Origin of the sequence: Bacillus sp. 275 (genome assembly GCF_001999205.1) — a bacterium.
Lineage (GTDB): Bacteria > Bacillota > Bacilli > Bacillales > Bacillaceae > Bacillus > Bacillus velezensis.
The window spans coordinates 3,831,180-3,844,397 of sequence record NZ_CP019626.1 but is presented as its reverse complement, the minus strand read 5'-3'; the positions used below and the strand labels follow the sequence as shown (position 1 = coordinate 3,844,397).

Here is a 13,218-nt window from a genome sequence, read left to right as displayed (position 1 = left end):
TAACTAACCCTCTTGAACCCTTGTCACATCAAGGGTTTTTTTCGTTTTAGGAATCATATTATAAATAATATTCAAAAGGACGGCGGTAAAGCTTCCGGCGACGATTCCGTTTGTGGTCAGCAGATTTAAGTAAGACGGCAGGTGCTTAAACATATCGGGAACGACGGTTACACCGAGTCCCAATCCGACCGAACACGCGACAATCAGAAGGTTTTCCTGCTTTTTAAAGTCAATTTGACTGAGCATTTTAATGCCGTAGGAGATGACCATGCCGAACATGGCCACCATCGCGCCTCCCAGTACGGAAGACGGGATGATGGTCGTGAAGGCTGCGATTTTCGGAAAAAGGCCGAACAGCATTAAAAGTGCGCCCGTGACACCGATAACCGCGTTTTTCTTAATTCCCGTCAGCTGCACGAGGCCGACGTTTTGGGAATAAGCCGTGTACGGAAAAGCATTAAAAATGCCGCTGATGAATACCGCCAGGCCTTCCGCACGGTAGCCTTTTGCTAAATCACGTTCAGACAGGCGCCGGTTTGTCAGGTCACCGAGAGCGAAATAGACGCCGGTTGACTCAACAAGGCTGACAATGGCAACGATGGACATCGTAATAATCGGTGCCGCATGAAATGTCGGCATCCCGAAGTAAAACGGTTTAATCATTTGAATTGCGTCAGCATTCGCCACATTGTCAAATTGCACTTTTCCCATAAAATATGCGATGGCCGTCCCGATGACAATGCCGATTAAAATCGAAATGGATTTCAAAAATCCTTTTGTAAACCGATAAAGCAGCACGATGATGACGAGCACCGTAAATCCGAGGGCAAGGTTAGCCGGATCACCGAAATCCTTGCTGCCTTCCCCGCCGGCAATATGATTCATCGCGACCGGCATTAAGGTCATCCCGATAATCGTCACGACAGATCCGGTTACCACAGGCGGGAAAAAGGATACGAGCTTGCCGAAGAAAAACGACAGCAGAATGACAAGCAGACCCGATGCCAAAATGCTTCCGTAAATGGCTGAAATCCCGTACTCCTTACCGATGGAAATAATCGGCGCTACCGCGGTGAACGTACAGCCGAGCACAACGGGCAAGCCGATGCCGAAACATTTATTCCTCCATACTTGAAGCAGCGTAGCCGCCCCGCACATAAAAATGTCAATTGATACGAGATATGTCAGCTGTTCTGCGTTCAGTCCCAATGCCGCTCCTACAATTAAGGGAACGACGACGGCGCCGGCATACATGGCAAGCACGTGCTGAATACCGAGTGAAAGTGTTTTGGCATAGCCGTTTTTCATGAACGGACCTCCTGTACAAATGTCACTTTTCCGTCTTCAAGCGATTGAATTCTCGCCAGTGATTCGACCCGGCATCCTTTTTTCACCAGCTCATCTCTTCCCGGCTGAAATGACTTTTCAATGACGATTCCGATCCCGCAAACCGCTGCGCCTGCTTGTTTTACAATGGATAAAAGTCCTTCTGCCGCCTGTCCGTTCGCTAAAAAGTCGTCAATGATTAACACGCGGTCATCTTTCGACAGATGACTTCCGGAGATTGCAATCTGACTTTCTGTTTTTTTCGTGAAAGAATAGACGGATGCCGTCAGCAGATCATCCGTTAATGTGAGAGACTTCCTTTTTCTCGCAAAGATGACGGGAACGCCGAGTTCAAGGCCGGCCATCACCGCAGGGGCAATGCCCGAAGATTCAATTGTGACGATTTTGGTTATCTCGTCTTTTTCAAAACGGCGCGCAAATTCCCGGCCGATCTGCTGCATGAGAACCGGATCAATTTGATGGTTTAAAAAAGAATCCACTTTCAGCACTTGATCAGAAAGAACAATTCCGTCTTCTGCTATTTTTCGTTTTAATGCTTCCACAATGATTACCCCCGCTTATAAAAAATAAAAAAAGCATTGCCCGCTCTCCAAAAAAAGAGCAAGCAATGCCGAATGATCTACACGCAACGGCCGAATAAAGCCGTCCCATTGCTCACTCATAGTCGGACATTTACGGTGACCGGTAGAAACTTGCGTGCCATATCCACGCGATTATATGAGTGTTCGTATGATATTAATCAAATTATAACAAGATACACTTCTTTTGCATAGTGAAATTTGAATATGTCCGAACTTTTACAAAGAATTGGTTTTCGATTATTCGTGTTTTTGGAATTTTTAGAAAAACACCCGGTGTATACCGGGCGTTTCGTTTATAAATATAAATTTGAATATTTGCCGACGAGATACTCAATGAGATATTGAACGTTCAGCTCTTCTCCCGTTGCATCTTTTATGATGTCAAGCGGCATTTTGCGTCTTCCGTGCTGATGAACCTTTTCTGTCAGCCATTGTTTGATCGGCTCAAAATCGCCCCGTTCTATTAATTGGTCAAATTCAGGCAGATCGTCAAGCATGGTATGCTTCAGCTGTGCCGCATACATATATCCTAGCGCATAGGAAGGGAAATAGCCGAAATCGCCGCCCGCCCAATGTACGTCCTGCAAAATGCCTTTTGCGTCAGATGGCGGCGTAATGCCTAAATAATCATGATATTTTTGATTCCACAATGCAGGCAGTTCTTCCACTGTCACTTCATTGCTGAAAATCGCTTTTTCAATTTCATAACGGATAATAATATGAAGCGGATATGTCAGCTCATCGGCTTCAATTCGGATAAATGTCGGTTTCGCCTCATTTACGGCGCGTACAAAGTCCTCTCTTTTCACATCTTGAAATTGATCAGGCGAAGCCTCAACCATTTTTTCATAATAGGCGGTCCAGAAATGTTGATTTCTGGCGGTAAAGTTTTCATAAAATAATGATTGGGATTCATGAATTCCCATGGATGCACCATCAGATAAGTTCGTTCCGCTCAGCGCTTCGTCAATATTCTGCTCGTAGATCGCATGCCCGCATTCATGAATCGTTCCGAAAATTGCCGTGCGGAAATCGTTTTCGTCATATCTGGTCGTCACCCGCACATCGCCCCGGTTGATTGTCGTCGCAAACGGATGCACCGTCTCGTCCAGGCGGCCGCCGTCAAAATCATACCCGAACTCTTTTAAGAAATACAAGGAGAGGGCTCTTTGTTGTTCTTTCGAAAACGTTTTCGTTATAAAGGAAGTGTCCGGTTTATTGCCGGATTCCGTCACTTTTTTGATAAGCGGAATAATCGCTTCCTTCAATTCAGAAAACAGCTGATCCAGCACCTTTACCGTAACACCCGGTTCGAAAATATCGAGCAATGCGTTGTATGGATGATCTTCATAGCCCCAATACGAAATAAACCGTTTATTAAAATCAATCAGCTTCTCAAGGTACGGAGCAAACATAGAGAAATCAGAGGCCGCCTTTGCATCCTCCCAAGCCGTTTCAGCTTTCGATGTTAAAATGACATATTCTTTATACTCATCTTCAGGAATTTTTTTATTATGATCATAATCTTTTTTCGCAAGTTCCGCCGCTTTCACTGTATCTTCAGAGAGCTCCTCTGCATGCGCGAGAAGGATGTCAATCAGCTCTTTCATCCGGTCGGATGTCTGGATTTGAAAAACGTCAGCCGACAGCTGTCCGATGCTTTCCGCCCGGTCATCAGAGCCTTTTTTTGGGGCTCCCGTTCTTAAGTCCCAATGCATAAGCGCAATGGCTTCTTCATAGTGGGACACCCTTTTTAACAGATCAAAAAACTCTTTTTCATATGTATGTAAATCCATATCCGTTCCCCTCCCTTTTCACTATCAATTACAGGCTAATGGAACGCCGTGATAAAGTCAACTTCCCAGATTTAAAAAAGCCGCAGGATAAGAATCCTGCAGCTGTTGTTTTTATACGATTTTCGGTGTAACAGGCAAAACCTTTTTGACTTCGGCCAAGACCCGTTCACTTTCTCCGCCCGCATAAATGGATATGGTTCCGCTGTCCTGATTAGAACGGATGAGGCGGCCGATTCCCTGCCGGACTCTTAAGAGCATGTACGGCAGATCAACTTCCTCAAACGGATCTTTTTTCGCTCCGTTCCGCTTTGCGGTAAACACGGGATCATGAGGCGGATATGGCAATGCCCAAATGGTCACATTCCGGAGCGAGTCACCGGGAATGTCAAGACCTTCCCATAAGTGGACGGAACAAAGCACGGATTCTTCATCACGCTGGAATTTTTCGACCAGACTGCTGATCTCTTCATCACCTTCGTAGTATATCGGATACGGCAGCTCCCACGCGGCAGCCTGTTCTTTAAATTCCTTCATGTCTTCAAAGGAAGGGAAAAGAACGAGGGTGCGTCCTTCATTCTTCTTAATGGTTTCAATCGTTTCGGCTGTTTTCTGCTCAGACGTCATGTCACCGTGAAGCGCAACAGACATTTGCTCCTCGTAATCGTACGGAGATTCAACGGTGAATGATAAAGGATCACGGATTCCTAGGCTGTCAGCGATATAATCAAATGAACCGCCCTCAGAAAGAGTGGCCGATGAGAAAATATAAGGGATCTTTTTAGAAAAGACCTTTTCTCCCAAAACTTCGGCTACTGTTCTCGGCATAACGACAAACGTTGAGTCTGTATCCCGCGTTTCAAGCCAGCTGATGGCATCCTTTTGATACAGCGACAGCGAATATGCCATTTGTTCGACGTATTCTTCTACAACTGACAGCTCGTACTTATCGATCGTATACATTTCCGATTCAAATACGAGCGCCTCGCCGATTTTATCGAGCAGACGGCACAGTTCGTCAGCCGCACGCTTAACACGCTGGTCGTTTTGGATGTCCAATCGGTGAGAGCCTGCGATTTCCTTCGATTCCTCTGACAGCACATAGAAAAACTCATCGTTTGCGGCAAGGGCATCTTCAATCAGTTCGGCGAATTCCTCTCTGATATCATTTTGAAGCAGACGCTCTAAAAACAGCTCAAGCGTCGACTGCTTCACACGATACGTTAACGCTTTTTGCGCGGCGAATTCCAGCAGATGTCCTTCATCAAACACGACGGCGCTGTGATCCGGCAAAAGCGGCAGCTGTCCTTCCCTTTTGCGTGATTCTTCCGTCCATACATGCTCCATGTAGAAATCATGGGAGCAAACAATCAGATCCGTTGATTTTCTGTAATGATCTCTCGAAAGTGTTAAACCGCATCTATGTCTCATATCACAAGTTAAACAATCTTGGAAGGAATCATAGCTGACGCCTGCCCACTCTTCATTCGTCAAATCAGCGTACTGTTTGCGGTCGCCGTACGGATAAAAGCGCTGCATCGCTTGTGATTCGTGTACGAATGAAGGCAGCGACTCATAAAGATCCAGCCACTTTTCATCATCAGAACGCTGCATCGTTTTCTCAAGCTTTTTCAGACACAGATACTGCTCATGGGATTTGGACAGCCGTGTATCAATCTGCAGATCCAAATGTTCTGTCAGCTTGGAAATGTCGCCTTCTTTTTTGACAAGCTGTTCAATTAACGTTTCATCGGCACATGCGATAATGGCCGGTTTACCCGTATATCTGGCATAGCTGATGGCAAACAGCAGATACACCAGCGTTTTCCCCGTACCGACTCCTGCCTCAGCGAACATGACTTTTTTCTCTTTAAATGCCCGTTCAAGCTGAAACGCCATAAATACCTGCTCATCCCGAAGGTCAAAGCCTTTCTCGGGAAGGATATCGTAAAACACGTCACCAATCCAATTGTTCAATTCTTCGTAAAAATTCTTTTCTTTTGTTAAAGCAAAAGGCAAACGTGATGTTGTCACCCAACTCCAACCCCTAACTATTCGGCATTCAGACCATCTATAATATCATTTAACCCTTTTCAATACAACAAAAAAACTTGGCCTCGCCAAGTTTTTGCCATTATCATTTCCGGTTAATGATATGTGTACATAGGAACGGATGGTCTGTTGAATGTGTATGTTTTACCGCATTTTCAAGTTCTTCCTGTGCGTGTGTCATGGCGGAAGGACCGAACTCCGCTCCGGCTTCCTCCAGCCGGAAAGCAGTTGCGTCTAACGCCTTTTGTATTTTACTGAAGTGCTCGCTGTTCAGCATAAAATAGATCACCTCTCAAATAGAAATAATCATCATTCTATGCCGATGCTTCACTTTCTATACATGCCATTCTGAATGATCCGCACCTGACCTGCACAAACTACAACAGATATTCGATCGAATATCCATCTTCACAAAATTATTCTATCCGGGAGTGATGGTTACATGAGTTATAAAGATCGATTAGATCAGCATTCTGAATTGTTTCATCACAATTGGACGCGGCCGAAACGCTCTAAATCGCAAGTGAACGGCCACACCGAAATGTCCCAGACCAACATTATTTTACGGAGCAACGCAAAAGCGCACCGCTGGTAATGGCAGAATAAAACGTAAAGATGCCGGAGAAGACGCTGTTTCAGGCGTCTTCTCTTTGTTGCGGCTTTTTCCGTTGCGGCCGCACTTTAGCCCAGTACTGATAATAATCCGTTTTGATAAAACCGTTAAAGAGCTTCCGTTTTTTGGTTGCTTTTCTTCCGTAGACCTCTTCAAATTGTTCATTTGACGTCAACATGTAGACAGACCATGTATCAAGAGATTCAAATGCCCGGCCCATTTCTTTATACATCTGCTCGACTTCCCTTTTTTCGCCGAGCCGTTCGCCGTACGGAGGGTTTCCGACGATTACGCCGTATTCGAGTTTCGTCGTAAAATCCTGCACCCGCATTTGCTTGCATTCGATCAGGTCACCGAGTCCCGCTTCTTCTGCGTTTTCTTTGGCGATGTTTACCATCCGGTGATCCACGTCACTGGCAAAGATCTGCAGCGGCTGATCATAGTTCGCCTTTTCTTCCACTTCAAGACGCGCCTTGTCCCACAGTTCTTTTCCGATCCATTCCCAGTCTTCTGAAACAAAATCACGGTTAAAACCGGGAGCAATGTTTTGTCCGATTAAAGCGGCTTCAATGGCGATCGTGCCGGAACCGCAGAACGGATCGACGAACGGACGGTCAGGCGTCCAGTTGGTTAACTGAATTAACGCGGCAGCGAGCGTCTCTTTAATCGGAGCTCCTCCCTGATCAACCCTGTATCCCCGTTTGTGAAGGCCTGTTCCTGATGAATCCAGTGTAAGCACGGCTTTATCTTTTAAAAGGGAAATCTCCACCTTATACTCGGGGCCCGTTTCTTCAATCCATTCATTTTGTTTTCCTGATTGCAGTTTCAGCTTTTCCGCTATCGCCTTTTTGACGATCCGCTGGCAGTCAGGCACACTGGCAAGCAGTGATTTCACGGATTTTCCGATAACGGGGAACTTTGCGTTTTCCGGAATGTACGCGCGCCAGTCAATCGCTTTTGTTTTTTCAAACAGCTCATCAAACGTTTTCGCCTGAAACTCGGCGACCTGTACTTTAATGCGGTCAGCCGTCCGCAGCCATAAGTTAGCGCGGCAGATCGCAAGCGCATCTCCTTCAAAAATGACTTTTCCGTTGTCTACTTTGCATTCATAACCTAAATCACGCACTTCTTTGGCGACGATCGCTTCGATTCCCATCGGCGCCGTCGCTATTAGTGTGTACTTCTTCATCGTATCACCCTGTCTCTTTTAAGCTTTCGTTTCATTCAAGATAAAAGCTCCCCTTTAAAGGAGAGCTCTAATTTGTCATATCAATAATGTTTAACGTTCTGTAAGCCATGTTTTGTTCCGTCGTACTGCAATCGGCTCATCACCTCGTACTCAGGTGGCAATCATCTATCTACAGAAAGTATTCTGTCCTTCTATCTGTTCAGTTCCTTCAAGAAGGTTCCCCTACCAAAATTTGGGTTTCTCGCTCGAGGGGTTTACCGCGTTCCACTCTCACCATTTCTGATGAGACTTCGTCACTGTGGCACTTTCAAGGATACTCAGCCATATCCGGAGACGTAGGCTTTTTTCCTGCCGTCAGCCTATCAAGGCTGCCCTAGCTTATTTCTTCGCTAGGCACGAACACTACGGGCATCTCAGCACCGTGCGAGCATGGACTTTCCTCTACAGATTCAAAGATCTGCAGCGATTACCCGAACGTTAAGAACACTTGTTCATTATAAAGCAACTTGTCTCATTTGACAAGTGCATCTGCCCTATTCGTCATAAAGTTTGCTGCCGAATACATGTTTCTCAAGGTTGGACAGCCTTTTCAGAATGTCAAAGTTGGTCGTATTGGACTGCACCGGCTGTTTTTTGCTTGCTTCTTCAAGCTGTTTTTTCAGCTGCAGATTTTCTTGCTGCAATTCTTCAATTTCTTGATGAAAGGTTTCATAATCCTTAATAATCATATCTAAAAATTTGTCAACGTCTTCTTGTCTGTAACCTCTAACGCCTGTTTTAAATTCTTTTTCCAAAATGTCTTTCGCAGAAAGCTTTACTTTATCAGCAAGCATCTTTTTCACCTCATATCGTGAATCATCATGTTATATTTTATTCAGAAACACGTCCCGTTGTCAAATATTCTCTGACGTGTTATGTAAAGAAATCTTCTTCTTCAACGGCGGCACGGAGATCATCCATCGTAATCGAATAAATCGGATATCCGTCTGTTTCACGGCGTTTTTCTGCCTGCTGCAGCATATATTTCGGCGATCCTTCCATTTCAGGATCATATAAAAGCAAAAGCGCATCTGACTTTTCAATAAAGAACGCGTTTTTCTGCCGGAATTGGAGCGGACTTTCGTACGGCCGATGCGTCAGGCTCTCCTCATAATCTGCCTGAGCAAGCACCGCTTCATACATTTCTTTATTCGGTTCCTTCCACTTTTCCTCCTGACCGTAGAAAGGCGTGATAACGGCAACCTTTAATTCCGGATACTCTTCTCTGAGATCGTACGCCGTTTCTGCCGCCCAAAGCTCAGTCCCCAGCTGTCCGGATATGAGAATCCATTCCAAGCCTTCGTCAATAAAGCTTCTGAGTCTCGTTTCTATCGCCTTTTTTATATAAACAAGCGCCCGGTCATCCTGTTTAAAAATCCCGAGTTCAAACGGCTTGTATCCTGTTACGGCTAATACTTTCAATTGATCACCTGCTTAAAAAATGGGGCTCCCCATCGGGCCCCATTTTGATTTGCTGATATCCTAACCGATCTTGCTTAAGCGTTCAATACTAATGATCGCAGCAAGGGCTTCCGCACTGAAAATGCTGGTGAGTTGTCGGGTCAACATTTGAAAAAGTGTGCGGATAGTAATGAACGTGCTCAAAGTTGTGGTGATTTACGTTAGTTGTATGTTGCGGATGAATATGCGGCACAACCGTGTTAGAAAAGCAATGGTGTTCACAGCAATGAGTCGGATGGACAATCGGCGGCATCACGTTTGGTCTGCAACAATGATGATGAAACATGCTAAATCCCCTCTCCATTAACTTTTATTACACTGTTAGGTTATGAAGAAAAGAGGGTGCATGTTCTAATTCAATCACCCAATTTAAAAGTGTGTCAGCAAACTGTCTTTAAAATTCGAAAATACAAACGCAATCAAAAAAACCACGACAAAGAACAAGTAAAAAACACCTTTATACATACCAACTCTCCCCTATAAATAACTAACGCTATTTTACAAGATGCGGCACCATTCTACAACAAAATCGATGCGGATTCAGAAAAAAATATTTTTGGCGAAACAGCTCGGCTTTTGCGCTTTCCCGGGCAATATTTCAAGAAGAATATTTCCTCTTAAGCCGGGCAATTCTCACATGGAGCTTCTCGGCTTCTTTTTCCGAAATTTCCCCGTCTTCTGCCGCCTGCCGCGCGGCCTGCAAGGCTTTTTTGTAATCTTTTGCGTGATGCTCAAAATAGATCGCCAGCTCTACCGCTGATTGGTGTCTGCATATGTGAAGATCAGAGCCCGTCAGTTTCTCCCAAAGGGGCACGGCGTCTTGCCTGCGGTTTTGTTTTTTATAAAGCATTGCTAAGTCAAAAAGGGCCCGATCCGAATCTTCAAAGGCTTTGCCTTGCAGCGCTTCCAGCTGTGAAACAGCCCGATCGGTTTCTTTATGAGCGATAAACCATTTCGCCATGGCGTATGCTTCCTGACGTTCTGACGTCTGATCAGAAGATGCAAAAATCTTTTTTGACATATGGATGTAAAGAGCGATGAGGGAAAGCACATCTTGTTCATTATGCGAGAGCACTCCCTTTAAAAGAGCCGGGTCCTCCGCCTTTAAAAATTGAAAATACAGCATCGGCGCCAAATAACCAGGGGTGTCTTCGTCCCTTTTAAAAGCAAGCTCTTCATTTTCAACCGCCGAAAGCGATACACGCTCTAATTTATGTTTCCAAAGCCGTCTCGCCCCGTGCAGAAGATCAAAGTGTCCGAAGTCAGGAAGTTTCGGAAGCCTGTCCCGCAGCAATGTATGCCTAGTTTTTACCTGCGGCCAGTCAAAGGCTTTTCCGTTATACGTAACAAGAGACGTAATGTCAACCTCACTTAAAAAGCTTTTGTAAAGAGCCGTCTCGTTTCCCGGTTTAGGAAGCAGATGCTGTTTAACCGCGACACGGTCTTCATACACTCTTGCATGACCGAGCAAAAAAATCATATTGCCGGCCCCGCCGCCGAGGCCGGTCGTTTCAGTATCAAAGAAGAACAGCTGGCTTTTTTCGTATCCTTCTGCTGATAAAGTATGCGTCAAACCGCCTTTATTCCATAATGCCATGACGTCATCAAGTTCACTGAAGCTGTACCGTCCGTGGCGGTGCGAAAGCGGATAGACGGTTTCGCGGATAAGACAGTATTCATCCTCAAAAAAGAAAGGCTTCACTCCGAATGCCTCCCATTCTTCTCTAAATGGGACTTGAATATCCGAGACCGAAAGTTGTGAAGCTGCCGGCTTTTTTTCAGCTTCCGGCACATTCAGGTGGTTTTTCATCCGCTTTAATTTATTTTTCAAGGACATCTTTCGTCCCCCTTTTCTTTTACACGTAATTCAAGAGCCGGAGTATCGCTTTCTTTGCATCTATTCCTTCTATTTCGGAGCCGATGCAGGAAGGACATCCGTCTTGACATGGACATTGTCTGATCAGGCGCTCAGCCCCTTCATTGATTTCATCAAATCGCTTATATACTTCATCGGCAAGTCCGATTCCGCCCGGATAATGATCATACAGAAAGATTGTCGGAAGTCCGGTATGTGCGGCTTTGATTTGCGGCACGACATGCACGTCATTTCGGTCGCACATGACGTATACAGGCACGATATGCTGCAGGACGTGGGCAATGCCTAAAAGCAGCTGTTCAAGCGTTTTTTCGCCGATCTCCGAATCCGTCTCTTTCAATTCAAGCCAGGCAGCACTGGTATGCAGTTCTTCTTCTGGAAGATGAATCGGCCCTGATCCTATATTTTCAAATGTCGTCATTTTAATTTTTTTAAATATTGTCGGAAGTGCGTTCACGGTTACATCGCCGAAATGTAAGGCCGTTTTCTTTCTGCTGTCCGTTCTGTCAATGTCCAGCACTTTCAGCTGCACCGCTAAATTGGCATCTGTATAATATTCGACATCGACCTTTCGCACGTACGCTTTTTTATGATCCCAATCAAGCTTTTCAACCTGATACTGCACCCCTTCATGAAGATAAATCGCTTCATCATGAAGAAGCGTCATCGCGCTGAAGCGGTCCATTTCTCCGATGATTTTTACATCAGCCGTCTCTGACCGGTCAACGATGACCACGTTTTCCTGTGACGCCGAACGGAGACTGATGTTGGAGGCGGGAAAAGATTCGCTCGCCCAGTGATAGCGTTCGCGGTTTTCGTGAAGCACCCCTTCTTCTTCTAAATACTCGAGAATATCTCTTGCATCATTTTCTCCGAATGTTTCATCGGCTCTGAAAGGCAGCTCATATGCGGCGCATTTCAGGTGATCGACCAGTATAATGAGATTATCGGGATTAATCCTTGCAGATTCAGGCGAGCGTTTAAAGAAATAATCAGGATGGCGCACAATATATTGGTCAATCGGATCAGAGTTCGCCACCATCACGATAAGCGCCTCTCCCTGCCGCCGCCCGGCCCGGCCCGCCTGCTGCCATGCGCTCGCGACACTGCCCGGGTACCCCGTCATCACGCAGACCTGAAGCTGGCCGATATCAACGCCGAGCTCCAGCGCGTTTGTGCTGACAACGCCGAGAATGCTGCCGTCTCTTAACCCCCGCTCTATTTCTCTTCTTTCTTTCGGAAGATATCCGCCGCGATAACCTCTGACAGACTTCGCGCCGATTTCTTTTTTTACGATCTCCTGAATGTGGCTTAAAATAATTTCAACCCGGACACGGCTTCTGGCAAAAACAATCGTCTGGATCTTATTTTTTAAAAAAGTTTTGGCAAGTTCGTTCACTTCCACGGTGGCGCTTTTTCGAATATGCAGCGGTTTATTTACAATCGGAGGATTGTAAAAAGCAAAGTGCTTTCTTCCGGCCGGGGCGCCGTTATCGTCAATCAGGCGCACTGATTTTCCCGTCAGCTGCTCCGCCAATTCCCTCGGATTGGCGATTGTGGCGGATGTGCAGATAAATGCCGGCTTGCTTCCGTAAAAAGCGCAGATTCTCATTAAACGGCGGATGACGTTCGCCACATGGCTGCCGAATACGCCCCGGTACGTATGTAATTCATCAATGACGATATATTTCAGGTTTTCAAACAGACTCACCCATTTTGTATGGTGAGGAAGAATGGCTGAATGAAGCATATCAGGGTTTGTGATCACAATATGCCCGGCTTTTCTGACTTTCTGCCTGATGGCCGGTGACGTATCTCCGTCATAGGTAAAGCTTTTAATGTCCATGCCCGTCTCGTCTATGATTTCGTTCAGCTCGCTTTTTTGATCCTGCGCGAGCGCCTTAGTCGGAAATAAATAAAGCGCGCGGCTTGAGGCATCTTCCGCGATAGACTGAAGAACCGGAAGATTATAGCACAGTGTTTTTCCGGAGGCCGTCGGTGTGACAGCCACAATGCTTTCTCCGTTTTGAACCGTCTGAAAAGCGGAGTATTGATGTGTAAAGAGCCGCTCGATCCCCCTCTTTTCGAGAGCCGCCCGAATTTTCGGATCTACTTGCTCCGGCATCGGCATGGTTTTCGCCTCCCGCGGTTCCTCTTCATGCCAATGCACAATATTTTCATGATTTTTTAATTCCTGTATCAGTTCGCTCAATGATTTTTTCTTCATCGTTCACACCTCTTTATGAGGTACAGTTTACCGAATATTT

The 13,218-nt window shown here is 45.8% G+C and carries 12 protein-coding genes, 1 other RNA gene, 1 pseudogene and 1 riboswitch; of the genes and pseudogenes, 1 reads left to right on the top strand and 13 read right to left on the bottom strand.

All coding sequences use genetic code 11. The annotated features are described in order from the left end of the window. Nucleotides 1-3 precede the first annotated feature (3 nt). The 5 genes from pbuX to BZ167_RS18890 form a co-directional block, all read right to left on the bottom strand. Nucleotides 4-1,308 (bottom strand): xanthine permease PbuX, encoded by a 1,305-nt coding sequence (gene pbuX, locus BZ167_RS18910; RefSeq protein WP_077392177.1) that lies wholly within the window; start codon nucleotides 1,306-1,308, stop codon nucleotides 4-6. Then, nucleotides 1,305-1,889: a xanthine phosphoribosyltransferase gene (gene xpt / locus BZ167_RS18905; RefSeq protein ID WP_077392176.1), complete on the bottom strand. Its 585-nt coding sequence runs from the start codon at nucleotides 1,887-1,889 to the stop codon at nucleotides 1,305-1,307. Before xpt ends, pbuX begins: the two co-directional genes overlap by 4 nt. 99 nt (nucleotides 1,890-1,988) lie before the next feature. Beyond that, a riboswitch (purine riboswitch) is annotated at nucleotides 1,989-2,088 on the bottom strand. A 133-nt stretch (nucleotides 2,089-2,221) separates the two neighbouring features. After that, on the bottom strand, nucleotides 2,222-3,724 hold the full coding sequence (locus BZ167_RS18900) for a carboxypeptidase M32 (protein WP_061860661.1): 1,503 nt from the start codon (nucleotides 3,722-3,724) through the stop codon (nucleotides 2,222-2,224). Between the two features lie 111 nt (nucleotides 3,725-3,835). Beyond that, nucleotides 3,836-5,755 carry an ATP-dependent DNA helicase gene (locus tag BZ167_RS18895; RefSeq protein WP_032866285.1) on the bottom strand — a complete coding sequence of 640 codons (1,920 nt, stop codon included), beginning with the start codon at nucleotides 5,753-5,755 and terminating at the stop codon, nucleotides 3,836-3,838. A 103-nt stretch (nucleotides 5,756-5,858) separates the two neighbouring features. Further along, nucleotides 5,859-6,050, bottom strand: a complete 192-nt coding sequence (locus BZ167_RS18890; RefSeq protein ID WP_003153550.1) for a hypothetical protein — start codon at nucleotides 6,048-6,050, stop codon at nucleotides 5,859-5,861. Between the two features lie 165 nt (nucleotides 6,051-6,215). Here BZ167_RS18890 and BZ167_RS18885 point away from each other — a divergent pair, with 165 nt between their 5' ends. Beyond that, on the top strand, nucleotides 6,216-6,368 hold the full coding sequence (locus BZ167_RS18885; RefSeq protein WP_003153548.1) for a YpzG family protein: 153 nt from the start codon (nucleotides 6,216-6,218) through the stop codon (nucleotides 6,366-6,368). 40 nt (nucleotides 6,369-6,408) lie between these two features. On the opposite strand, the gene BZ167_RS18880 is transcribed toward BZ167_RS18885, so the two are convergent. From BZ167_RS18880 to BZ167_RS18850, 8 genes and pseudogenes are all read right to left on the bottom strand, one after another. After that, nucleotides 6,409-7,575, bottom strand: a complete 1,167-nt coding sequence (locus BZ167_RS18880; protein ID WP_040237997.1) for a THUMP domain-containing class I SAM-dependent RNA methyltransferase — start codon at nucleotides 7,573-7,575, stop codon at nucleotides 6,409-6,411. 96 nt (nucleotides 7,576-7,671) lie between these two features. Continuing rightward, nucleotides 7,672-8,053: RNase P RNA component class B (rnpB, locus tag BZ167_RS18875), an RNA gene on the bottom strand. Nucleotides 8,054-8,108: 55 nt separating this feature from the next. Beyond that, the gene (gene gpsB, locus BZ167_RS18870) at nucleotides 8,109-8,408 is read right to left on the bottom strand and encodes a cell division regulator GpsB (protein ID WP_003153541.1); all 300 of its coding nucleotides are present in this window, start codon (nucleotides 8,406-8,408) and stop codon (nucleotides 8,109-8,111) included. 79 nt (nucleotides 8,409-8,487) lie between these two features. Next, entirely contained in the window at nucleotides 8,488-9,036 is a 549-nt protein-coding gene (locus tag BZ167_RS18865) for an SLOG family protein (protein WP_007409499.1), read from the bottom strand. 88 nt (nucleotides 9,037-9,124) lie between these two features. After that, entirely contained in the window at nucleotides 9,125-9,361 is a 237-nt protein-coding gene (gene cotD, locus BZ167_RS18860) for a spore coat protein CotD (protein WP_003153539.1), read from the bottom strand. A gap of 83 nt (nucleotides 9,362-9,444) precedes the next feature. After that, nucleotides 9,445-9,552 (bottom strand): annotated as a pseudogene (locus BZ167_RS20215) (hypothetical protein); the annotation flags it as partial. A 121-nt stretch (nucleotides 9,553-9,673) separates the two neighbouring features. Beyond that, a complete protein-coding gene (locus BZ167_RS18855; protein ID WP_077392175.1) occupies nucleotides 9,674-10,912 on the bottom strand; it encodes a ribonuclease H-like domain-containing protein in 1,239 nt (412 codons plus the stop codon). A 19-nt stretch (nucleotides 10,913-10,931) separates the two neighbouring features. Continuing rightward, nucleotides 10,932-13,178, bottom strand: a complete 2,247-nt coding sequence (locus BZ167_RS18850) for a DEAD/DEAH box helicase (RefSeq protein ID WP_060674156.1) — start codon at nucleotides 13,176-13,178, stop codon at nucleotides 10,932-10,934. Between the last annotated feature and the right edge of the window lie 40 nt (nucleotides 13,179-13,218).